At 48.3% G+C, this 23894-nt stretch carries 20 protein-coding genes; 6 read left to right on the top strand and 14 right to left on the bottom strand.

All coding sequences use genetic code 11. The annotated features are described in order from the left end of the window. Positions 1–7: 7 nt before the first annotated feature. From QP794_RS23010 to QP794_RS22995, 4 genes are read right to left on the bottom strand one after another with little or no spacing between them, the layout of a single operon-like run. Complete coding sequence (locus tag QP794_RS23010) at positions 8–190, bottom strand: hypothetical protein (protein WP_094938123.1); 183 nt, start codon at positions 188–190, stop codon at positions 8–10. Beyond that, positions 187–1758 (bottom strand): S8 family serine peptidase, encoded by a 1572-nt coding sequence (locus QP794_RS23005; protein ID WP_285079052.1) that lies wholly within the window; start codon positions 1756–1758, stop codon positions 187–189. Before QP794_RS23005 ends, QP794_RS23010 begins: the two co-directional genes overlap by 4 nt. Beyond that, entirely contained in the window at positions 1742–3892 is a 2151-nt protein-coding gene (locus QP794_RS23000) for a peptidase domain-containing ABC transporter (RefSeq protein ID WP_285079051.1), read from the bottom strand. The genes QP794_RS23005 and QP794_RS23000 overlap by 17 nt, the downstream gene beginning before the upstream one ends. After that, a complete protein-coding gene (locus tag QP794_RS22995) occupies positions 3885–4145 on the bottom strand; it encodes a helix-turn-helix domain-containing protein (RefSeq protein ID WP_094938126.1) in 261 nt (86 codons plus the stop codon). The genes QP794_RS23000 and QP794_RS22995 overlap by 8 nt, the downstream gene beginning before the upstream one ends. 244 nt (positions 4146–4389) lie before the next feature. On the opposite strand from QP794_RS22995, the gene QP794_RS22990 reads away from it, so the two are divergent. The 3 genes from QP794_RS22990 to QP794_RS22980 all read left to right on the top strand — a co-directional run bounded on the left by QP794_RS22990 (position 4390) and on the right by QP794_RS22980 (position 8338). Next, positions 4390–4578 carry a mersacidin family lantibiotic gene (locus QP794_RS22990; RefSeq protein WP_094938127.1) on the top strand — a complete coding sequence of 63 codons (189 nt, stop codon included), beginning with the start codon at positions 4390–4392 and terminating at the stop codon, positions 4576–4578. Between the two features lie 63 nt (positions 4579–4641). Continuing rightward, positions 4642–4878, top strand: coding sequence for a mersacidin family lantibiotic (locus QP794_RS22985; RefSeq protein WP_094938128.1), 237 nt, complete (start codon positions 4642–4644; stop codon positions 4876–4878). A gap of 190 nt (positions 4879–5068) precedes the next feature. Continuing rightward, positions 5069–8338, top strand: a complete 3270-nt coding sequence (locus QP794_RS22980) for a type 2 lanthipeptide synthetase LanM family protein (RefSeq protein WP_285079050.1) — start codon at positions 5069–5071, stop codon at positions 8336–8338. Positions 8339–8486: 148 nt separating this feature from the next. Here QP794_RS22980 and QP794_RS22975 read toward each other — a convergent pair whose 3' ends face one another. Next, a complete protein-coding gene (locus QP794_RS22975) occupies positions 8487–9500 on the bottom strand; it encodes an NADP-dependent oxidoreductase (RefSeq protein WP_285079049.1) in 1014 nt (337 codons plus the stop codon). 185 nt (positions 9501–9685) lie between these two features. Beyond that, the gene (gene map, locus QP794_RS22970; protein WP_285079048.1) at positions 9686–10432 is read right to left on the bottom strand and encodes a type I methionyl aminopeptidase; all 747 of its coding nucleotides are present in this window, start codon (positions 10430–10432) and stop codon (positions 9686–9688) included. 210 nt (positions 10433–10642) lie between these two features. Here map and QP794_RS22965 point away from each other — a divergent pair, with 210 nt between their 5' ends. Continuing rightward, entirely contained in the window at positions 10643–10819 is a 177-nt protein-coding gene (locus tag QP794_RS22965) for a hypothetical protein (protein ID WP_173405241.1), read from the top strand. A 130-nt stretch (positions 10820–10949) separates the two neighbouring features. On the opposite strand, the gene QP794_RS22960 is transcribed toward QP794_RS22965, so the two are convergent. Together QP794_RS22960 and QP794_RS22955 are read right to left on the bottom strand one after the other, a co-directional pair. After that, a complete protein-coding gene (locus QP794_RS22960) occupies positions 10950–11792 on the bottom strand; it encodes a serine/threonine protein kinase (RefSeq protein WP_285079047.1) in 843 nt (280 codons plus the stop codon). Positions 11793–11914: 122 nt separating this feature from the next. Next, positions 11915–12568 carry a MerR family transcriptional regulator gene (locus tag QP794_RS22955; protein WP_285079045.1) on the bottom strand — a complete coding sequence of 218 codons (654 nt, stop codon included), beginning with the start codon at positions 12566–12568 and terminating at the stop codon, positions 11915–11917. A 501-nt stretch (positions 12569–13069) separates the two neighbouring features. On the opposite strand from QP794_RS22955, the gene QP794_RS22950 reads away from it, so the two are divergent. Further along, positions 13070–14023 carry an L-lactate dehydrogenase gene (locus QP794_RS22950; protein WP_285079044.1) on the top strand — a complete coding sequence of 318 codons (954 nt, stop codon included), beginning with the start codon at positions 13070–13072 and terminating at the stop codon, positions 14021–14023. Positions 14024–14153: 130 nt separating this feature from the next. Here QP794_RS22950 and QP794_RS22945 read toward each other — a convergent pair whose 3' ends face one another. The 6 genes from QP794_RS22945 to QP794_RS22920 all read right to left on the bottom strand — a co-directional run bounded on the left by QP794_RS22945 (position 14154) and on the right by QP794_RS22920 (position 21824). Further along, on the bottom strand, positions 14154–16868 hold the full coding sequence (locus tag QP794_RS22945; RefSeq protein WP_285079043.1) for a PAS domain S-box protein: 2715 nt from the start codon (positions 16866–16868) through the stop codon (positions 14154–14156). A gap of 282 nt (positions 16869–17150) precedes the next feature. Beyond that, a complete protein-coding gene (locus QP794_RS22940; RefSeq protein WP_285079042.1) occupies positions 17151–17885 on the bottom strand; it encodes an ABC transporter permease in 735 nt (244 codons plus the stop codon). A gap of 1 nt (position 17886) precedes the next feature. Beyond that, positions 17887–18603, bottom strand: coding sequence for an ABC transporter permease (locus QP794_RS22935; protein WP_285079041.1), 717 nt, complete (start codon positions 18601–18603; stop codon positions 17887–17889). Then, positions 18600–19514, bottom strand: a complete 915-nt coding sequence (locus tag QP794_RS22930) for an ABC transporter ATP-binding protein (protein ID WP_024632223.1) — start codon at positions 19512–19514, stop codon at positions 18600–18602. The genes QP794_RS22935 and QP794_RS22930 overlap by 4 nt, the downstream gene beginning before the upstream one ends. Positions 19515–19596: 82 nt before the next feature. Continuing rightward, positions 19597–21126, bottom strand: coding sequence for a HAMP domain-containing sensor histidine kinase (locus tag QP794_RS22925; protein WP_285079040.1), 1530 nt, complete (start codon positions 21124–21126; stop codon positions 19597–19599). A gap of 14 nt (positions 21127–21140) precedes the next feature. Beyond that, positions 21141–21824 carry a response regulator transcription factor gene (locus QP794_RS22920; protein WP_079348744.1) on the bottom strand — a complete coding sequence of 228 codons (684 nt, stop codon included), beginning with the start codon at positions 21822–21824 and terminating at the stop codon, positions 21141–21143. 217 nt (positions 21825–22041) lie between these two features. Between QP794_RS22920 and QP794_RS22915 the strand changes: the two genes are divergently transcribed. Next, a complete protein-coding gene (locus tag QP794_RS22915) occupies positions 22042–23796 on the top strand; it encodes an alpha-glycosidase (protein WP_285079039.1) in 1755 nt (584 codons plus the stop codon). Positions 23797–23894 lie beyond the last annotated feature (98 nt).

Here is a 23894-nt window from a genome sequence, read left to right as displayed (position 1 = left end):
CTTCCTCCTACGCCATGGGGCTGTCTTCCCCTGAATCTCCAAACATAACGTCCATCTCTTGAGTTCCTGCTAGTATTTCAAACGCACTCATCTCCAGAAATAGTCTTCCAAGCATATTCATTCTCTCATGAATCAACTGCTCCATATACTTTTCATAGAGAGCTTTTCTTGCTTGAATTCGCCCGTTCATGGGTTCAACCGCATTAGTGCTGCGTATACATTCACACCACCTACACCGAATACTTCATCGGCTCCAGGTTCCCCATAATCAGTTGCCGTCTCAAATAATATATCTTTCACCGCAGATGGACTCAGTCTGTAACCCTGCTCTTTCGCTTCAGCGATCAGTAGCCCCGCTGAAGCAGCCACCTTGGGAGCAGACAGACTGGTCCCTATCATAAATTCATAACCGACTGGCAGACCCACCAGCTTGCTTAGTTCTGACTGCGGAAGATGGGTAGGATATGTCGTCAAGCACATACTCGTTAAGTTCAGCTCACCTTTGGTGAACCAGGTACTCCCATAATCCCCACCCGGAGATGCAATCATATCACGCAAACCATAATTCGAATAAAAAGATTTTTCATGCTGACGATTGTAGGCAGAGACAGTGATGACACCAGCTAAACCGCCAGGTGCATGAACGGCAGCATCAAATGCATCCCATTTGAGCGCTTGGGCAAGACTGGATGGATCACCAATATTAAGCCCATCTGTACCAGAGGAAGCTACCACAGTCACCCCTTTTAATTGAGCATATGCCAACGCTCGTTCATAAGCGAGTAGCGCTGCTTGGTCATCAGGCTTCAATAAAGACTTATAAGTCCCTAAACTGAGATTAATCACATCGACGTTATCGTTTACCGCCTCTACTATGGCCTCAACGACCCAAGAACTATCCGCCTTTCCCGTATCGAATACTTTATAAGGAACCAATCCAAGCCCGGGTCCCACACCAAGCAGCTTTCCATCCGCAGAGATCGTTCCAGCAATCATCGTCCCGTGTCCAAGGTTATCATCAGTGGACTCTATGCCAGGCACAAATGATTTCCCGGTTCCGATAAGGCTATCCTTTAGATCAGGATGAGAAGCATCGATTCCACTATCCACCACAGCGATAACCACATCCCGGCTTCCGCGTTGAATATCATAACTTTTCCAATCATCAGTTACTTCTTTGATGTCCCAGCCCCATTTCTCATATAATAGCTCCTCTGCCCTAACTGTTTCTTCGCCACGATTAGCATTTAATCCTTCGAAATCCATTGTTTTGAATATTGACTTATCTAATTTCGGGCTCTCTCCCATGTCTTGAATATCTGCTAGATTTTGTTGCACAGCCTGTGGAGTGAGCGCAGCAGCAATCACTTCTGAATCGTCCAATTTAAGTTCCAGTTTCGGATCACTGCCAGTGTACTCCACCACATCTGTGAATGCTTGTAGAACAGCTAACTCCGCTTCTCTCACGAGTGTGGGGGAGGACCCACTCAACCGTAATAGCCCTGTTTCTGGCACTATAGTAGCTTGGATATCTTTCCATCCCTCTAAAAGAGTAGCTGCTTGCTCTGGAAACATACCTTCCTTGAATAAGATAAGTCTACTGTATGAATCCCCTGTTACACTAAGCTCCATGGCCGCAGAGGCATCAGCTACTCCCGTCACTGCTACGCCTGATATTCCTACTAATCCAGCTGACAAGGCCATAGATAAGGACAAAACGTAAACCTTCAAATTATTAACTTTAGACTGCCAGTTCATGCTCTTTTTCCCCCTTATTCATATATAGTTGGTAATATAACCCTTTCTGACTGATTAGCTGCATATGGCTACCACTTTCCACGATGCATCCTCTGTCCATTACAACGATTTTGTCGGCATCAATCACTGTACTCAAACGATGGGCAATAACGATCCGTGTACAGTTCATCTGCGACAAAGCTTCTTCAATTCTGGCTTGGGATAAATTATCGAGTGCACTGGTCGCTTCATCCAGCAGCAGAATATGAGGCTCAGTTACAATAGCTCTAGCCAGAAGTAACCGCTGTCTCTGTCCACCCGATAGGTTCGCACCACTTTCAGACACCATCGTCGAATAACCAAGCGGGAGCTTGAGAATTTCCTCATGGATATTCGCCTTGATGGCGGCCTGTACGACCTGTTCCAATGTTATTGAGTCGTTCAGCATACGTATGTTTTCTTCCACAGTTCGTTGGAACAGTCGTGTGTCCTGCAAAATCGAACCCACACGTTTTCGTAGCGACTGCAAATCCATGTTTTTTAACGAACGCCCGTCATAACGTACCTCGCCTTCGGTCGGCATATAGAAGCCAAGCAATAGTTTGGCCAGTGTTGTTTTGCCTGAACCGGAAGGACCAACGATTGCAATTTTCTGACCAGGTTCGATCTGAAAATCCAGTTGTTGCACTGCTTCAGCTGAAAAAGGGGTGTATCGGTAAGAGACATGATCCAATTCGATCTGGCCACTCAATCGTTCTACGACTTCGCCATTTTCTTCTTGCTCAGGCTTCGCTTCAATTACATCGTAGATGCGCTGCAAATAAGAACTGACCGTAAGCAACTGTGTATAAGCTGAGCCCAGTGAGACGATGGGGATCATGAAAGCCATCGCAAGTGCGTTAAATCCCAGTAGACTGCCAAGTGTCATCTGTCCACTCCACACAGCATGGCTTCCAGACCACAGCAGCAGCAACGGCAGTATGAACTGAATTCCAGTCGAAAAGGACTCAAGCAATGAGACCCAAACATTGCGCTTTTGTGTTACCGCTAATTGCCCCGTAAACAACCCGCGCCATGAATTGAAAATCCGATCTTCTGCACCTGCAAGCTTGATATCCGTGATCCCGTAGATACATTCAGCGAGAAAACTTTGTGTCCGACTTTGCTCGGTGATTTCGCGACTGGAGAACTTCCTGGTCACTAGTGTCGTCAAGATTAATACCAAGAATATTCCAATTCCCACACTGATGACCAATAATGCGAGTGAACTCGATTCCACCAGCATCAGCACAGCATAAGATATCAGCAAAATGAAGTCGATTACGACCGTCACCATGCGATTCGACAGAATCTGCCGTATGTATACGTTCGCATTAGTTCGAAACATCAACTCGCCGCCTGTGCGGGATTCAAAAAAAGAATAAGGAAGTCGGAACAAGCGTCCAATGAAAGTCTGCATCATACTCAAATCCATTACACTTTGAAGTCTGGCGACAGACCAACCTCTCAACATACAAAAAGCTTCGTAGAAAACAAACAGCGAAAGAAGAGCAAATCCGATCAAGGAAATCTGATCTCGAGCCATATCCATTAAAAGACTGTCTGTAATATAGGCAGTCAGCTTAGGTGCAATCAGACCAAAACTTTGCAGAATAAGAGACACACACAGAATTCCGATTAACCATTTCGGTTGTTTAATTGCAAGCTTGATGAAAAATCCCCAGTTATTTCTCCCTTTTCGCTGCTCAAACCCATTATCTGGTGCTAAACAAAGTATATGTCCACTATACTTTTCACGCATTTCTACCAAAGAGAGCGTCCTGCGTCCAAATGAAGGATCTACAATCGTGACCTTGTGTTTGCCTACTTTTTCGATGACGACAAAATGCTTATTTTCCCAATGGGCAATTGCGGGGAGTGGCAGTTTGCGTAGCTCGTCAACGTCAGCTCGATATGCTTTACTCTTCATGGAATAGCCGGAAGAAATCGTGATCAGTTGCAGAAGTGAACTCCCACCACGAACAACGCCGAAGCGTTCCCTGATCTCGTGTAACGAAACACGGCAACCGTAACTTGCCATAATCATTGCGACACAGGCAATTCCGCATTCTGAATCCTCCATCTGCTCAATAAAAGGGACCCTTAATCTAGGCATAAGTCAGCCCCCGCTTGTGTTGTCGCACCTCATCATAGAGAGCATCTACAGGTGGGCAGACCCATCCAAGATGGCAAGCAAGGATGCCGATCTGTACCCGGGAGATAATCTCCCATTTGACTTTAATGGAGAAGATAATCTCACCTACACGTCTACGACTGATAAATAAGCGCTGTGCAATTTCTATGTCCTTCATACCCTGTGCAACCAAAATCGCAACTTCCTTTTCTTTCTCACTTAGATGCATAGCCATTTCACTCCTATCGTTTATTGAGGTGCTTGAGCTTCATCATAGAGGCTCCTGCGTGGTTTCGCACCGAAAACAACCTCTGCAGATTACGCCATTTTCTTGCGATATGAACTGCGGGTTGTCTGGCTCCTATTGCGTTGTACAAAGCAAGTTAATTTCTGCCATTTTGCGTAGTACCGCGAAAGGCTCATGCCCAGTAAGATTAAGCCATGAACAACACACCAAGCACGAGAGGAGGTGATCGGATATGAATCGTGAACATGCACTTCGTTTTCTTGAAACGCAAAGTCCAGTGGGAGAGACTCTGGTAGAGCTGAGTCAGGAAGAATTGATGCGAGTACACGGCGGCGCCGATGTACAACCGGAAACTACGCCATTATGCGGATTCCTCGTAGGTGTTGGAATCGGAGTTATTCTCTCGGTGACAAGTTGTTAATGAGATCATGCCTTCCTTACTTTGTTACTAAAAAACAAAATAAAAAATATGGAGGAATTTAAAATGAAAAGAGAAGACGTCCTAAACGCCCTAGAAAGTGCGAATCCGGCAGGAGAAGCATTAGTTGAACTGAGTCATGCTGAACTGTCTCGTGTGTTTGGCGGCGGTGATGTACAACCAGAGACAACTCCTGTATGTGCGGTTGCTGCAACCGTTGCTGCGTCTTCAGCAACTTGCGCAGCTGTAGGCGGCGGGATCGCGGTAGGTGTTACAATCGTTCTAACAATCAAAAGCTGTTAAATCATCACGAAGATTCTCACAGGATTATCGATTCATTTTGAGTTGTTGCGAAGTGTACAACCACTGGGTTGTACACTTTTTGGCGTTGCTCTGAATTCTTGATTATGAATCATAAATTGCTATTTTGCGAAGTGCAATCTCTGATTCATTCTTGTTATGATGAACCCATCATATGAATCGGGGGGGAATTATGATGTCTACTCTAACGACTCAATCGCACGATTCCAAATATAGTGCTCTGAATGCTTCAGCTCTCTTTTTTGAAGAGCGGAAAGACTTTTTGGACACATTGGACCAGTCTGAGAATCAAGCAGAAGCGCGTAAAACAGCAATAGACCATTGGAGGAATGAAGCTCTACTACTAGATGATAACCAATATCAGGCTCGCCTGAATGCGTCGGGCTTGAGTGAAGAAGAGTTTGGTAATCTGCTTCTGCTTTCGTTGAATACCAAAGCACTGAGCACAAATAATTCGGTAGCAAAAGAGCACGTGCGAATCGGACTTAAAGAATGGGAAGAGGCGTTGCTTCTGAATCGCTCCATCCCTCTGCAAAGTGGAGCTCCGACCAAGCTGATTTCAGCATTCCGTCCTTTCCTGCTCTGGGCAGCTCGACAATGGGATACCTTCGCGGACGAATGCACAGAAGTACGCTTGATTGCAGATGTGGATCGTTTAAGAGAGAAGCTTCTTCAAGATCTAGCGGAGTGTCTATTACAGTTTGGGGCGCGAACGTTCGTCCTGGAACTTCATGTAGCCAAGCAGATGGGTGAGCTATACGGGGATACCCCTGAAGAACGATTTCGCAGTTTCGTAGAAAGAAAGTTGTGGGATACAGCTCAGATCGAATTTTTATACAATGAGTATCCTATGCTCGCCCGTATGTTGATGATCCGAACGATATTTATCGTCAACGCAACATTGGAAGCGATGGAGCGTTTTACCGCAGACCGCCCCAAATTGATCCTGACACTTGGGCTGCCACAAGATTGTGGTCGCTTGCAATCGTTTGTAGCCGGTATGGGCGATGCACACCAGGAGGGTCGTTCCGTCATTCGCATGCAATTGGAAGATGGTACCGAACTGGTCTATAAGCCAAAACCACTCGGAGCCTCGAAACACTTCAGTGATTTTCTTGGTTGGATGAACAGTCAAGGATTCCATCCCGAATTCAAACCGATGCGGGTGCTAGATCAGGAAAACTACGGGTGGGAAGAGTTTATCGTGCAGAGGGGCTGTACGAATTCAGACGAGGTAGAATGCTATTACACTCGGCTTGGTGGCTTGCTCGCCATACTATACAGTATGCGCGGCACTGATTTCCACATGGAGAACGTGATTGCATCCGGCGAACACCCGACCCCAATCGACCTGGAAACGGTGTTTCACAATACACCTACACTTCATTTCCCGGATACAGCCGATGTGGAAGCCAAGAAAAAGATCGTCGATTCGGTCATCGGCACGGGGCTACTCCCACTACTACTGTATCAGAACGAGGAAGGATTCGGAGTCGAAATGAGCGGTATAGGTGGTGGTGAGCAAGTACTTCCATTCCCGGTACTTCAAGTCGAAAACGACGAAACGGACGAGATGCGTTTCGTACGCAAGGCCAAGTCTACCAAGGGATCAGAAAACATCCCTATGCTGAATAATATTCCAACACATGCAGCCAAGTATGTGGATCATATTGTGGAAGGTTTCCGACAAGCATGTTCAATTTTTCGTCGCAATCGGACGCTGCTACTTGACAAGAATAATGGTCCACTCGCACCTTTCGCAAACGACACCGTGAGAATTATTTTGAGAGCTACACAGTTCTATGCGAACTTTTTGATGGAATCGGGACATCCGAATTATACACGCGATGCTTTTAAACGCGAACTCCTAATGGACCGTCTCTGGTTTACAGTACTCGATCCACGTGCTATTGCTTCGGAACGACAGGATCTGCTATATGGCGACATTCCCTACTTCACTACGACCCCTTCTTCACTTGATCTGTTCGATAGCCGAGGCCATCGTATTCCTGGATTCTTTGCCTCTTCCAGCTATGATTTAGCGGTGAAGCGTCTGCTGTCCTTAGATGACGAAGAGGAGCGACAGGTAGACTGGATCATTTCTTCCATTCTCGGCTCAGCTGACTGGCGTACAACAGGACAGGGATGCTGCAACAAGAGTAAAACTTTAATAAAGCTTGAAGAAACGGAAGCATCCACCGACCAGCCAGCAGAATCCCCTGACCAGAATTATGCTTTTCTGGAACAGGCTTCAGAAATCGGTGACTACTTGCTAAGGGAAGCAATCTTTAGCGCTGGAGGACATGACGCCACATGGGTAGGAGTCGGTATGAACTATAGGGGACAATGGAACGTCGCAGCGATGAAAGGTGGTCTATATGACGGAGTAGCAGGGCCATCCCTTTTTCTGGCGCAACTGGGACGTCTCACAGGCCAACGTAAATATAGTGACCTCGCTCAACGTTCTATGCGTACATCCATTGCTTCGCTGCCCTATAACACGAGCTTCGGCTCGGCATTTTATGGACAAGCTTCCGTGCTGTACAGCATGCTGCACTTGTCCAGATTAGGTTTGAGTGAAGAGGACTGGAGCGAAAAAACAGCTCTGATCCTGAATCATCTACGCATGGGCGTGCCATTCGACAACTGCTATGACGTGCTGGGTGGGGGTGCAGGTATCATACCGGTGCTATTAGATCTCTACCATGAGCAAGGAGTAGAAGAAGCACTGGACACGGCCATCCTCTATGGTGACCGACTGCTGGAATATGCGATACCTGTAGGAGACGGGCTCGGCTGGCCTTCTCCCTTGAAAAGTAAACAACCCTTGGGAGGCTTCGCACATGGCTCGGCTGGCATAGCTTGGTCGCTTAATCGACTCGCCAGAATTATTGGCGATCCACGTTATCTGGAAGCAGCCGAAGCTGCACTGAGGTATGACCGCTCGCTATACGATTCGGCGAAAAAAAATTGGACGGATCTGCGAAAATTGGAGGCTCCAGAAGCCCACTCGTCTAAGTTCTGGTGCCATGGTTCCACGGGAATCGGGCTGAGTCGTTTACTCCTGCTTCAAGATAGTGAGTCCTTTGGCGGCCGCACTGTGATGCTGGACGAAATCGAAACTGCCATCCACTCATCGCTGAATGGAGGCATCGGAGCAAGCCACTGTCTATGTCACGGTGATATGGGCATTCAGGAGTTTCTACTCCAATCCGGGCTGATCCTAGGACGTCAAGAAGACTTGAAAAAAGCCCGACTACTTGCTCAGCATGTGATCCGCGAGAAAAAATTGACTGGTCATTGGCAAACTGGCGTGCCCCGTGCAATAGCCACGCCGGGATTTTTCCTTGGCTATTCAGGGATAGGATACCAGCTTCTACGGACTGTCGATCCGACAGGCGTGCCTTCGGTCTTATCGCTAGCACGGCCTGCACTCTCTTAACATCGCTATCAAATTAAATCCGCCTCAACTAACCGACACTTGTAACTTTTTGTTATAGTTGTTGGGATAGCAAACGTTTGCACCGCACACAACTCTGTCGCGGTGCTTCGTTGTGTTACAGGAAGACTTATTGACTACACAGCCCGATTTACTCGGGGTCAGCAACCTTTACAAGCTGTTTGCCCAGGTTATCCCCGGAGAAAAGGCCCATAAAGGCTTCCGGCGTGTGCTCAAAACCTTCCACGATGTTCTCTTCGTATTGAATATGGCCTTCCTTAACCCATTTCGCTAATTTGGCCCGGCCCTCTTTGAAGGATTTGGCATAGTCGCCCACCAAAAAGCCTTTCATCAGTGCTGTATTGGTTAACAGCACCGTCTGCGGGCGCATACCGATGTCCGGCTTCTCCAAATTATATGACGAAATCTGTCCACAAATTGGAATACGCGCATTCCGATTAATATGGCGCAATACCGCATCAGAGATTTCACCGCCAACATTGTCGAAATACACGTCTACGCCAGCCGGGCAAGCCCGTTCTATGGCAGCAGACATATCTTCTTCACGCTTATAATTCAACACCACATCGAATCCCAGTTTTTCTTTCAGATAAGCACATTTTTCGTCAGAACCCGCAATTCCGATGACTCTTGCACCTACAATCTTGGCAATCTGCCCCGCTATCATACCTACCGCTCCGGCTGCTCCCGATACCACCACCGTTTCGCCGTCCTTTGGCTTGCCGATATCTTCCATGCCAAAATAAGCGGTCAACCCGGTCATGCCAAGCGCACCCAGGTAAGCTGTAAGTGGAGCCTCTCCTGTATCAATCAGGGAAATGTCTCCCGTATTTACGGCTGCATACTGCTGCCAGCCCCACATTCCGGATACCAAATCCCCTTTGCGCAGATTGGGCTCCGAAGACTCCACCACCTGACCAATTGTTCCGCCCTTAATCACTTCATTCAATGCATAGGGGGGAGCATAAGATTTCGTATCTTTCATGCGGCCCCGCATATACGGGTCTACAGACAAATATAGTGTACGTACCAGGACTTGTCCTGCATCCGGCTCAGGAAGCGGTGCATTAATGAATTGGAAGTTTTCTTTGGATGGGGCACCTTCGGGACGCGATGCAAGTACGATCTGTTTATTTTCAGACACCAAAATGACCTCCTTCTTGCCAGTGGACCAGGGTTAACCCTCTGTCAGCTGATCTCTTTCACCACCGGCTCTATGTGTAACGCTTCTTATTAGTTTAAACCGAAACAGGCGGATCACAAACGTGGGCCGCCTGGAAATATGCAAATATCATCTCATTGTAGCCATACAATGGATGGCAGGAATGATTATTGAGCAGTCAGAATCACAGGGCCATCCGCAGTAATGGCAATGGTATGCTCGTATTGGGCAGACAGACTTCCATCCTGGGTACGTGCCGTCCAACCATCCGAGTCCAGCTTGCTGCGATACGTACCAATGTTCAGCATGGGCTCAATCGTAATAACCATACCTTCCTTAAGGCGTGGACCACGGTGTGGTGGGCCGTAGTGAGGCACCTGCGGTTCCTCATGCATCTTCTCACCGATACCGTGACCGATAAATTCACGGACGACAGATAGACCTTCACCTTCCGCATATGTCTGAATCGCATTGGAGATATCCCCGATCCGGTTGCCAACCACTGCCAGTTCAATCCCTTTGTAAAGGGATGTTTTGGTGACATCCAGCAGGTGCTGTGCTTCCGGAGTCACTTGACCCACCGCGTACGACCACGCGGAATCGGCCAACCAGCCGTTCAGATTCACGACCATATCAATCGTAACGATGTCGCCATCCTTCAGTACATATTTTCCCGGGAACCCGTGACAGATCACATCATTAACTGACGCACATGTCGCATATTGGTACCCGTTGTATCCTTTTTGTTCCGGCGTAGCGCCATTTTTCTTCATAAAAGCTTCTGCAAACTGATCGATTTCCTGTGTTGTGATCCCTGGACGGATCATTCCTGCGATTTCTCTATGGCATTCGGCAAGGATTTCTCCGGCCTTCTTCATATATTCTATTTGTTCTTTAGTCTTCAACGTAATCATTACAGATTCTCCTTGTCCGTTAAAATCTTATCCTGTCTTCTATTGTAACGCGAAATGCCCCAAATAAAAAATTCCGTGTAATCCTCAACATCCTATTATACGCCAAGCCCCTGTTCAATGAATACTATTCCCCTTTAAAAAATTCGAAACCCGCTTCGACGGAGCCCCGTATATGCTTAAAACGGCTGAAGTCGAAAGGAGGGAAACCTCATGCTCAGGAAAATGTTAGGCAAACTTTTGGATTCCAAATCTTCTTCGCACCGTAAGCGATATAGCAGTTCCTCTGGCAAACGCAACTACAGACGATATTCATCTTCAGATGCAAAACACCGGGATAGCCGCCACGGCTCCGGTTATTATAAAAGCAGAAAATATAGCTCCAGCTAAGCGGGTATTCATTTTTTGAACCAGAAGTGTTCATACCAGCCTAGACTGGCGCTTAATCCGTATATGTATTGAAAGGGGTGATCTGCAACCGTCCTCACGGTTAGCAAATCACCCCTTATTTTTGGATTGATCATCGCAATTTCATCAGCACACGCTCAATATCCGCCTGTAATTCCGGTGCCCCGCCTTCGTATCCTGGACGGAGTCCAAGAAGTCGTTCCAGCATATCGTGAACTTCCGGCGTGAGCTTGAGTTCTTCCTGCCAGCTGGCTGGTTTTCGACCCTTGTCCGGCTCATAAGATGAATACAGCATGAACAAAAGAAAATGACCGAGATCCTGCAAATCCTGATCAGGTGCAGCCAGTTCATCCTCTGGTTCGGGCAATTCACGCATCCGGCGTTTCAGCTCAGGCAACAACGGCTCCCCCATGCGCCGCGCCAGGCCAAAATCAATCAAATGCACCTGCCCGTTACGTAAAATGACGTTCGGAATACGCACATCCCCATGAATAAATCCCTGCTCATGAACATGCACAATGGGAGCCAGCAGTTGTCTTGCCAGCTCCAGGCATTGCCGTTCCGTATATTTGAGACCTTGATCGAATATGCGCTGTTCCAGTGTCTCCCCAAGGATGTACTCGGTGACGATGTAACTGCGGGCCCGGTATGTGAACACATCCAGCAACTCAGGGATGGCTGGATGATCCATCCGATTCATCACATCCGCCTCCCTGTCCAGCAGGCGTGCAGCGAGTCTGCCCTTGCTGGGTTTGGATTCTTTTAAAGCCACATCCTTGCCGGTATGTTCATCTGTACACCGATATGTCAGTCCATAGCTTCCCATGCCGAGCAATCCATTTATCGTATATCGTCCGGCGATCTCCGTACCTTCCCGCCGGGGACGATCAGTCCATAGTCCGAGCAGTCTTTGCCAGCTTCGTCGCAGCTCCACAGATCCTCCCACGCCAGCCATCTGATTTCTCCCTGTTCTCCGGTTGTGCAGAGCAGATCAGCAGCCAGTCTTCTTCTTGTTGTTGTATGGGCTCATTATATCAAGCGATCTGCGCAAAATCACGACGAGGTTGGACCTTGTCCTTAGGCTTCTTTATGCTTTTTCGGCAGCAGCCCGAACAACATTCGGAGCGACGTTCCTTTGGGTTTGCGTTTTCTTCCCTGGAAGCTGCGCAGATTGGTGACCAGTTCACGGTCCCGCTCCTCTTCCAGCTTCTCATTCATCCACAGGCGCTGCTTCTCCATCTGCTCCTGGAGAGCAAGATGGGTGTCCGCCAGATGCTGCAGCGTTAACTCCAGTTCGTCAACCCGGTGCTGCAGCAGCTGGACCTGGTCATCCTGCTGTTCTACAGCGCCGAACGTCACTTCACTCACCAGCTGCCCCAAACCTTCATAGGATCTCAGAGTACCTGTTGGTTCAGGTTCCTCAGGAAATATTGCGGGCATCACTGTTGCCGCACACTCCGCCCCCAAAGCATCCTCCATTGCCATCACAGGCACGTTTGGAGTCAGTACGGTCACCACAGCGTCTGCAAGTGGCAGGTTATGCTCCCTAAGTTCTGTCATCAGGCGTTCGATGCACTCAATATCGTCTGATTTGAACAACCTGGACTTGTTGGCTGAACGTTCGAATCGGTATCCCTGTTCCTCAAGTGCTGCCGCATATTTACGAAGAGTACTGGCACCAATGCCCAGGCTCTTGGCCGTTTCCGTCGTTGCTCCTGCTTCTTCAATCATTATTATTCCCTCCCGGAATGAAGTCTTTTTGAATACAAGGTAGTGGCTTCAGCGTTCCCTTCTGGAACTGTCATCGGATCGGGTCAACCTGTCTCATGGATCAAGTACGCATGTTTCATTTGCTTGTCCGTATGTATTCGTCGGCCTCCTTGCGGATCCCTTTGACGCTTTTCTTCTGTTTCTGCGGATTCATAAGAACTTTTGTCAGATGGCTCATTCGTAAAAATAACCCTTCATCCGACAAGGATCACGAATGCTGTCATGTCGAAATTCGTTGGTGCAAACGCCGTCATTTTTTATGAAATGGAAATATTCATGTCAATTTTGTTAACTCCGTCGCTCCAATACGCTCCCGCGACAGAGGAAATCATTGCTGCACAGCTTTTCCATGTGTTATCTTATGTAACGTAGAAGCAATAGTTGCCATAAAAAAAAGGACTATACTTAACATAAGTACCATGAAGAACGGATAAATCAAATGTAAACGGGGGCTGAACGGCAGTGTTAGGCAAATCAGGTAAAGTAGCGGTGATCGGGGCGGGACTTGTCGGTTCAAGTTGTGCGTATTCCATGATTAATCAATCGATATGCAGAGAAATTATGATGGTTGACCGGACGTATGACCGTGCTGTTGCACAGGCGCTGGATTTTTCTCATTGCATGGACTTCACACATAACCGCACGAAGGTATATGCTGGCACTTATGCAGATTGCGGCAGCATGGACGTCATTGTACTGACTGCCGGAGCGAATCCGAAGCCAGGACAGACTCGTCTGGACATTCTGGAGGAAGCGGAGTCCATTGCCAAGGATATCGTTGTTCCCATTATGGACAGTGGATTCCGGGGGATTTTTGTCATCGCGGCCAATCCGGTTGACATAGTAACTTATATGGTATGGAAGTTGTCTGGCCTTCCGCGTGAACGAGTGATCGGTACAGGTACATCTATTGATTCATCCCGCCTCAAAACACTGCTGTCAGAGGTCTTCTCCATCGATCCACGCAGCGTGCACGGATATGCTCTCGGAGAGCATGGGGAATCCCAGTTCGTGGCATGGTCGCATGTCACCATTGGAGGCAAACCGATTATGCACATCATGGAACAGCACAAGGAACGCTTTAAACATCTGGATCTGGAGGATATCGCCCGCAAAACGAAAGATGCCGGATGGGAAATTTTCACTCGCAAAGGGTCCACCCAATTCGGAATCGGTAACGCCCTCGCGCATATTACCCGTTCGATCCTCAATGATGAACACAAAATCATTGCAGTCTCCGCAATCCTTGAGGGAGAGTATGGACAGAGCAACGTCTGTGCAGGTGTCCCGGCCATTATTGGTGGGGATGGGATTCAGGAGATTATTGAATTGAATCTGGATGCAACTGAACGTGAGAAATTCGAGCGGTCCTGTGAGGTTTTGTCAGGCAGCATCAATCGCCTTACCCTGGTATGACCTGTCCCTTCATTTGAAGACGTTTATAACCAGGTAACCATACAATATAAATACGCCAATGACGCTCCTTGATAGGATAGGAGGTTATTGGCGTATTTTGTGTTCGTCGTTCATTGGATCAGACGACGGCTCAGCTTGGTGCAAGCTGAGGTTCATCTGCCGGCCCCCATTGCTGCAATACCCGCTTTAGTTCGCTCAGCATGATCGGTTTGCTTATAAAGTCACGCATGCCCAACTCCAGGCAAGCTTCCTTGTCTTCCCGTTTGGCATTTCCGGTTACCGCTATAATAGCCGGAATCCGCTCCTGCGGGATTAATCGGTGTACAAGGTCTGTCGCTTTCAGTCCATCCATAACAGGCATCTGAAGATCCATCAGGACAATATCATAGGCATTTTGCGAAATAGCTTCAATAGCCTCGACTCCATTTGCGCATACATCCGCCTGATAACCGAGCTTCTCCAGATACTCTGTTAAAATCTTTCGATTTACTGGATGATCCTCGGCAACCAGAATACGCATCGCCACTTTATCTCCCTGGCGTGTGCGGTCATGACTAAATTGACGTGCAGATTGCTCTGCCTCTGCGGTCGCATCTACACTTGTGGCAGGCACAGCGAAGCGGAAGGTTGATCCCTCTCCATCTTTACTCTCCACACTGATACTGCCTCCCATAATCTCCACAAGCCGCTTCGAAATGACCAATCCAAGGCCTGTCCCGCCATATTTGCGGTTAATCACAGGATGCAGTTGAGAGAAGGACTGGAACAGCTGATCCAGCTTATCTTCTGGAATACCGATTCCCGTATCCTTCACCGCAAAATCCAGTACACTCGCTTCCGGTCTATTGCCGCGAATAATATCCACCGTAACATCGATGCTCCCATGATCCGTAAACTTTAAGGCATTACTCACCAGATTAACGAGTATTTGCTGAATACGCATCACATCCCCGACCATATATTCAGGAATATCGGGATTGAGGCGATATCGGATCTTCAGCTTCTTCTCTTCCGCTCTAGGGGAGAAAAGCTCCGCAACCTGTTCCAGCATGATGCGCAGCGAGAACGGTTCGTAGGCCAGAGCCATTTTCCCGGACTCCAATTTACTGAAATCAAGGATGTCATTCAAAATATTTAATAGGGCATCGCCGCTCTCACGAATGATCTCAGCGTATTCCCGCTGTTCGTCCGATAAATCCGTGCCGATCAGCAATTCAGTCATGCCTACAATTCCATTCATCGGTGTACGAATTTCATGACTGACCATGGACAGGAATTCCGACTTCGCCTGAGCCGCGAGTTCAGCCGTTTCCTTGGCGCGTACAATTTCGCGATCACCAGTCACATCATTGAACACGATAACGGCACCACGAATCTGACCCTCATCGATAATCGGTGTAACCTGGTATTCCACCAGAAAGCTGGTTCCGTCTTTGCGCCAGAACACATCCTCCTTCACTGTACGACACTTCCCGTCCATCACGGTCATATGAATGGGACATTCTTTTTTTGGAAAATAGCTACCGTCTGCACGTGAATGATGAATAATGGGATGCGAGCTTTTGCCGACAAACTCTTCCGCTTCGTAGCCGAACATGGAAGCAGCAGCTGGATTCATAAACCTGGTGATGCCATCTGCGTCCAATCCATAGATGCCCTCTGTAACCGAGTTGAGGATCAGGGCATGCTGTTTGCTAAGCTCCTGAATCTGTTCCGTATAGTCCTTACGCTCCGTAATATCCGACAGAATCCCGTAAACCCCCACGAGTTCCTGATCCACAATGATGGGAACATTAATGATGGATACATCCACCTTCCTGCCACTGGAATTCACGATTCGAGACTCATAGTGTTGGGGCTTGCCCTGCTTCACCAGTTCAAAATAAGCCTGTCCGCTGTGTACCTCGCATGGGTCCAGGTTCGAAAGAAAAGACTGCCCGATCAGCTTGCTTCGGGGAATATTCAGCATTTTGACCAAATTGCGATTTACGGCAGTATACTTACCTTCGAGACTCAGCGAATACACCGCAGCCGGATTATGCTCGAACAGAGATTTGTAACGCTGACGACTCTCTCGAAGCCGTCTCTCCGCATCTTTATGCTGGGTAATATCCCGACTAATGCTCACGATCTGCGTACTCTCGCCCTCATCCCCAGCCACAGGCTTTGCCAGAGTCTCCATCCAGACATAATGCCCTTTCTTGTGCAGCACTCGCATTTTGCAACCATTACCAATCATGGACAGTTCCATCGGGTCAGGATAATCTCCAGGGTAACAATAATCCTTGAAAGATTTGCCTGTGACTTCCTCCGGTCTATACCCCAGTAACGTATACACGGATGGCGATACGTACAACAGCTTCCCATCTATTGAGCAGGTCGTGATCAGGTCTTGGGCATGATCAGCCAGCACCTGATATTTCTCCTGTGTCTCTTGCAGCTTCCGTTCAACTGCCACAACTTCAGTAACATCTTTGGCAATTCCGTATATTCCCACAACTTCTTCTCCCACTGTAATGGGAATATACGTAATCTCCGCATGTTTAACAGAACCATCTTTATGGTAAAAAGCCATTGAATCATTGACGGAACGCCCAGACAACACCTCGCCAATGTATTTATTCCTCAGGCGATCACTTTCCGGAGGACAGATCCGATCACGACTTATTCCGATCAGATCTTCAATTTTATATCCTGATATCCGCTCAAACGAGGGATTGGCGTCAATATGATTTCCATGGATGTCCATCACATATATGGCATCCGGGTGATTAAAAAACAGCGATTGGTAATAACTTCCATCAGAAATAACGCGCTTTAGGGTTTCCGTTTTATTAATATCCAAGGCTTACCCCTCTTTTCTCAGCCTATATCTTCATCTAACAACCAAAAAATATAATTTTCGGCGAAATGGGCCTACCCTCGAATAACCATGAAAGCCTCCCTAGAAACAGCTTTTTTTATTTTATCAGATTCCAGGTCAAATTTGCTTACAATCTCATCATTTAAAAATTTGATATTTTAAAATTAAAATGAATAGATCCCCATCGACGCCATACGTTTTTTTTCCGCGTACGGTGTTGATGGGGATCTTTATTTAACGACGATCAGCCTTGAAAAAGGTGGATCAAATTTCTTTTTTTCTAAAATAAAAAACTCCGATTAAAATGAAGAGAACTGCACTGCCTCCAACGACCGCCAGCAGCGTCCCAAGCGGAACATTGTATGCTCCGAAGCCTCCGCCTTCTATCGGTGTCATGAGGATCATGGGCTGCGCCCAAGGATAATACGGGCCGAAGGTCTTCGAGTTGATAATCAGAATATTAGGTACGGTCAACGCAAAATTCAATGCCAGCGGAGCGGCAAAGCTGCTCCATACCAAGGAAACGAACATCTGGAGAGCTGCGAGTGGCACACAAGCAAATAACCCCAGCAGCAGCTTGCCTGTAAGGAATCCCCATGGAACAGGGTCCGTCATACCCTGGATCGTACCTGCCAGCAGAATAGACCCCAGCAATAATAATTGTGTGCCTGCCAGAAGCAAAATCACGATGGTCAGCTTGCCTGCATATACACCTGTTCGGGTAAGTGGCAAAACCAGCATTTGCTTCCATCCTCCCCCCGCATGCTCAAAGCGACAGACGAAAGAGGTAAATACACCGGTCAGGATTGGCAGCAATAACAAACCATGCAGAAAGACCATCGTGCCCATAAGTACACTCCATTGACCTGAAGGAGTGGACAGCAGCCCAATAAGCAAAGCAATTAACGGACTCAGCAGAACTAGAAGCCAGACAGGAGATTTGCCCATTTTGAGGCGTTCAGAGGACAGGATTCGGAAATAGCTCGTCGCAAAACTCATCTTAAGCCACATCCTTCCGGCTAAAGTGCATCATACCCAGCAACATGATCAGGAGACCCGAACCCACACCCATACCTGCATACAGGAAAGGCTTCGAGCTGCTCCAAGCCATCTGTGCCCAAGCGAGCGGAAAGTTCGGTGAGATACTAAGTGCGAACATGCCCATTACAGCGAGTACAATACCAAGCGTAACAGGAAGAGCCTGATTTTTGTTTACCATGGTAAGCCACAGCTCCAGCGATAACACCGGAAGCGCACCAGCCAGTGGCAGCAACCCCAGCTTGATTGCCTGTGACCAGGGAATCGCTCCAGCGTCGAATCCAAGCACCAGTCCTAGACCAACAATTCCCGTAGTTAATAACAAACAGGAGATGATAAGAAGCATACAAGCGAGCAGAAATTTGGCCAGGTATACCGCAGGTCTGGTAATCGGTATCGCCAGCAGCTGCTTCCATGAGCCCTGTTCATGTTCAACATTTGCGATCATCGAGCTGAGAATCGTCGCCCCCAGCATCAACGCAAGCGGTACAAACACAACTACATTCTCCAGCAAACTCTCCCACAGATTCCCTCCATACAGTTCTTTCAGGTAGTCCAAACGCAACCCGAAGTTCAGAGCCTGCATGACCGTGAGACCAATAGGCGCCAGAAAAACGAGAAACCAGATGCCTTTGCCACGAATTTTGAGCCAGTCGGACGATAACGCACGGCCCGTCATACCGTTGCCCCCTCACCGATGACCCGCATGAACAAGTCCTCTAAGGATTGACGGTGCTCTTCCACACGATAGACCGCATGGTCCTGCTCAACCAATCGACGAACCAGCAGTGCAATCGCGCTATTATCCATATACGGAAACGTGAGCGCCGCGCCTTCACGTTGACCGAATTGTCCCTGCTCTCTTGCCAGCTTCATCGCCTCTTCCGGCTCGGAGACCGTCAGCCGAATGGAGCTACCCGTCTGGCTGTGCAGATTAGCGATCGTATCCTGAAGGACCATCTTCCCCTCACGGATAATGCCGACCCGGCTCGCCATCTGTTCCACTTCACTCAGCAAATGGCTGGACACCAGTACGGTGATGCCGTGTTCCAGCGGCATGCGTTTGATTAACTCCCGGATCTCCTGAATGCCTGCCGGATCGAGTCCGTTCGTCGGCTCGTCCAAAATCAGCAGATCCGGCTGGCCCAACAGGGCACTCGCAATACCCAGGCGCTGTTTCATGCCAAGCGAATAACCTTTTACGGAACGCTTGGCATCCCGGGTCAAGTCAACGATGGAGAGCACTTCGGCAATCCTCGATTTGGGTACATCCAATATCCGGCGCAAGGTTTCCAGATTCTCCACCGCGTTCAGATGTCCATAATAAGACGGATATTCAACCAATGACCCTACACGTCGCAGAATGTCCATGCGATCCTTGCGGATATCCTTGTCGAATATACGGATGACACCTTTGGTCGGCTTGATTAAGCCAAGAAGCATGCGAATGGTTGTTGTTTTACCAGCGCCGTTGGGACCAAGGAAGCCGTAGATGTCTCCCTTTTTAATATGCAGATCAAGTTCACGGACCGCCGCACGGTCCCGGTATGTTTTCCATAAGTTAGCGGTTTGAATAATATTATCACTCACTGTTAATCACCTCGGATATCATCGTAACCTTCCAAGGTTAAAGCTGAAGTCGGCTGAAGTTTAAGTTTAGTTTAAAAAAATGTTATTTCAATTCACTTCCCGTAACCGTTCCATTGTAAATATACACCCGCACACCTGCCTCGGAACTATCCACCTTCTTGCGCAATCCCATCTCACGAACGAGCAGATCCACAATCGAGAGGCCAAGTCCTGTTCCTTTCGTTTCCGATTCATGCTGCATGCCCGGACCCTGATCCCGGATGACCAGAGCGGTTCGTCCCTGAATCTGCTCAGTGGATATACCAATGTATCTTCCTTCCGTTGCATAGCGGATCACGTTCTGGAACAGATTATCGAGAATCCGACGCATTCCCTGCTCATCTACCTGCCACATCAGAGGTTCATCCGGCAAATCAATATCGATGTCGAATTGTTCTTTCTCCCAAACGGGATACCACGCTGCTGCCGCTTCCCTGACAATACGGAGTATATCCCTTTCTTCCAGTTTCAAGGTGTACTTCCCGCTAGTAAGCAAATTGTACGATAACATGTTGTCGATGAGTCCGCCCAGGTCTTCCATCTTTGCCTCCATGCGTCCCAATGAACTAACGCCCTTGTCACTAAGCGCTTCTTTATGCAGAGCATGCATATGTCCACGAATGACAGTCAGGGGTGTACGCAGATCATGGGAGAGCCCGGCAATGAGACGTTTGCGCAGCTGCTCTTCCTCCTGTTCCCGGTGACGGCTGTCCGTTAGCTGATGCACCATCTGGTTGAATGATTCTTCCAGCTGTCCAATCTCATCAAATCTGCGAATATCAACCGGAAGTGGAATGCCCTCCTTGCCCGAGGTCATCATCGCCGTCTGCAACCGGATGAGCCGCTTGCGAATCCGCGCGAAGAACAGGATCGACATGACGATGAAGAACAAAAAGATGATCATCATCAATGCACCCAAATACAGAAGCTCCATAGGCCAGTTATTCTGCGGTTTCTGCAATAGCGTACGGGGCACCTCAATGACCATGAAACCTTGTCCCTTGTCCTTGCTGTTTCCTCCCACAAAAGCAATTACAGTCAGGGGATCGCGATAGAATGCCTCCTTCATAAATTGCAGCGTCTGGGACACATTCCATTGTGCAGGAATTTGCGTCTTTTCTGTTTTCAGATCGTCCAACGTCCATTTTAACGTCGTTATTGTCGTATTATTAGATGAAGACTCGGATACAACTACCCCTTCGCCAGGCAAAATAAAGACTGTTTTCCCGTTCTGATCCACACGGTACATGGAAGATAGAGGATACTTATGGTGCAGCTGCTCCATGCGTTTATCTATTGCTGCCGGAGTCGCCCCATCCAGCTTCTTCGCAGCCTGTGACCAGAGGTTACTAATATGGGTGGAGTCTCCATAAGGTGCTGTATTGCCATTATTCGATTGATTCACCACCACCACATAAATCACGGATACAATCGGAAGGACGACCGGAACAAACAAAACCGCACACAGAATGAGGATAATATAACGGGACATCAGGGACCGACCGAAACGAAGCTTGCGTTTTCCCGCGAAATGCCGTTCCTTTCCTCTTCCTTTCTCCTGTGTTCCTCGCATGCCGGACTGCCTCATCATGGCTTCTTCACGCGGTACCCTACACCACGAACGGTCTGGATGATCGTAGGGTTCGCCGGATCACGCTCCAGCTTCTCGCGCAGATGACGAATATGTACCATTAATGTCTTGTCCCCGTCCAGGTAAGGCTCGTTCCAAACGGCTTCGTAGATCTGCTCTTTGGTCCGAATCATACCCATATGCCTGAGCAGATAAGCGAAGATATGAAACTGTTTCCCCGATAAAATAATTTCTTCTCCCGTCTCCTCATTCACGATTCGGTTATCCTTCTCGTAAATGGACAGGTGATCCAGCTTCACCACGGTATCGGCTGAGATCGCAGTCCCTGCCTTCCGAAGCTGGACTTCAATCCGCGCAGCAAGTTCATCCGGATGGAACGGCTTGGTTACATAATCATCAGCAAAATCAAGCCCATGCAGCTTGTCATCAATGGACGTCCTGGCTGAGAGCATCACAACGGGAACGGTAGGATGTTCCTTTTTGAGTCGCTGACCCACCGTAAATCCGTCCAATCCCGGCAGCATGACATCCAGAATAATCAACGAGCAGCCCCCGGCTGCTTCAGCCGCGCCTTCGCCACTTGCGAGCCATACCACTTCATAACCTCGCTCCTCCAGGTCATCCCTGACCCATGTGGCAATTTCGGTATCGTCTTCAATATATAACAACTTCGTTTTCATGCGCGTATTCGTTTCCTTTCTGCACCCTTTGGGTTAATAATATCTGAAACATAATCAAGTATATTGTTTGTATAAAATGTACGAGCTGATTAGCATACAACTTTGGATGTCCTTTATTTTAAATTATACCTTAATCAACCGCTTCGCATAATTCATGCATCGAATGCTGGGACTTACTGACATACTACATATTGTATACGACGGGAGGAAATTCAACATGCTGCTGGAAGCCATCTATCATCAACCGAAACGGAATTGGGCCTACGCCTACGATAAGGATACCATTCGTCTGCGTCTGCGTGCCAAAAAGAATGATCTCACCGAGGTACATGCCCTGACCGGGGACAAATACGCTTGGGAACGTACCAAAGAGTTGATTCCTTTAACCAAATTCACATCCGATTCCATGTTCGATTACTATGAGGGGGAAGTAAAGCCTCCGTATCATCGGCTGAAGTATTCTTTTTTGCTGAAAAATGGTTCCGAACAGATTTGGATGACCGAAACGGATTTCCAGGAGCATGAACCCGACGATCCCGGTCAAATGTTCCAGTTTCCGTACATCCATCCTGGAGCTGTATTCACACCGCCTGCATGGGTAAAGGATGCGATTTTCTATCAGATCTTCCCTGAACGCTTTGCCAATGGCAACCCGGAGCTCGATCCTGAACATGTGGAACCCTGGGGTGGCGAGCCAACCCCGTTTAACTTCTTTGGCGGTGATCTTCAGGGCGTCATCGACCATCTCGATTACCTTGAAGAGTTGGGCATTAACGCCATTTATTTCACACCCATCTTCGAGGCAACGACCAATCATAAGTACGATACCGAAGATTACCTGCGAGTAGATCGGCATTTTGGAGATGCAGATACGGTCAAAAGGCTAGTTGAACTATGCCATAAACGCGGAATCCGGGTGTTGCTGGATGCGGTGTTCAATCATTCCGGGAAGACGTTTGCGCCGTTTGTCGATGTGCAAAAGTACGGGGAGAAGTCCAAATATAAGGATTGGTTCCATGTGCATGAATTCCCGCTGGATGTGAAGGATGGCATTCCTACCTATGAAACATTTGGCTTCGAGGCTCATATGCCGAAGCTGAATACGGAAAATCCTGAAGTGAAGGCGTATCTGCTGGAGGTCGCCGAGTACTGGATCAAGGAAGTAGGCACGGATGGCTGGCGGCTGGATGTCGCGGATGAAGTGGATAATGCATTCTGGCAAGATTTCCGCAAGGTGGTCAAGGCTGCAAATCCGGATGCCTATATCTTGGGTGAGGTATGGAATGAGTCCTCCTCCTGGCTGCAAGGCGACCAGTTCGATGCCTCGATGAACTATCCGTTTACGGAAGCCGTGAATCGTTTTTTTGTAAAAGGTGACATGTACGCTGACCAATTCGCGAACTCCATCGGTCGACAGCTATCCCGCTATCCGCTGCAAGCCAGCGAAGTGGCGTTCAATCTGCTGGACAGTCATGATACACCACGACTGCTCACCTTATGTGAGGGCGACCAGCGGAAGATGAAACTGGCTGCGCTGTTCCAATTCAGTTATATGGGTGCCCCGTGCATCTATTATGGGGACGAGATTGGACTGGACGGCGATCAAGATCCCGGTTGTCGAAAATGCATGGAGTGGGATGAGGCAAAGCAGGATCGCGAGCTGTTCACCTTTTATCAGAAGCTGATTGCAATTCGCCATGCCCATCCTGCCCTGCGTGCGGAAGGCAGCATACGTTTCCTGCAAGCCCGTGAAGGCGGAAGCCAGCTTGTAATGGAACGACAGGATGATAAGGAACGAATTCTGATCCTGTTCAATCGTTCGGAAGAAACGGCTATCGTCGAGCTGGAGGCGGGCGCCGGGGATTGGACGGAGTTATTTGGGGAGAATTATCGAACAGCCAAGGAAAAGGGAATCCTGGCCGTTGAGCTGCCCGCATATGGATATGCTGTACTCAGCACAGATATCGTGTAGCAGCTTGATGTTGTTATGGGCTTGGAATTTGCTACATTGAGAGCAACGCAAATAAGCGCTCGCAGACCTGTGATGGTTCTGTAGAGCGCTTGTTCTGC

Origin of the sequence: Paenibacillus sp. UMB7766-LJ446, from assembly GCF_030226665.1 — a bacterium.
In the GTDB taxonomy this organism is placed as follows: Bacteria; Bacillota; Bacilli; order Paenibacillales; family Paenibacillaceae; genus Paenibacillus; species Paenibacillus vandeheii.
The sequence above is the reverse complement of the archived record's forward strand: the minus strand, read 5'-3'. Positions and strand labels throughout refer to the sequence as shown.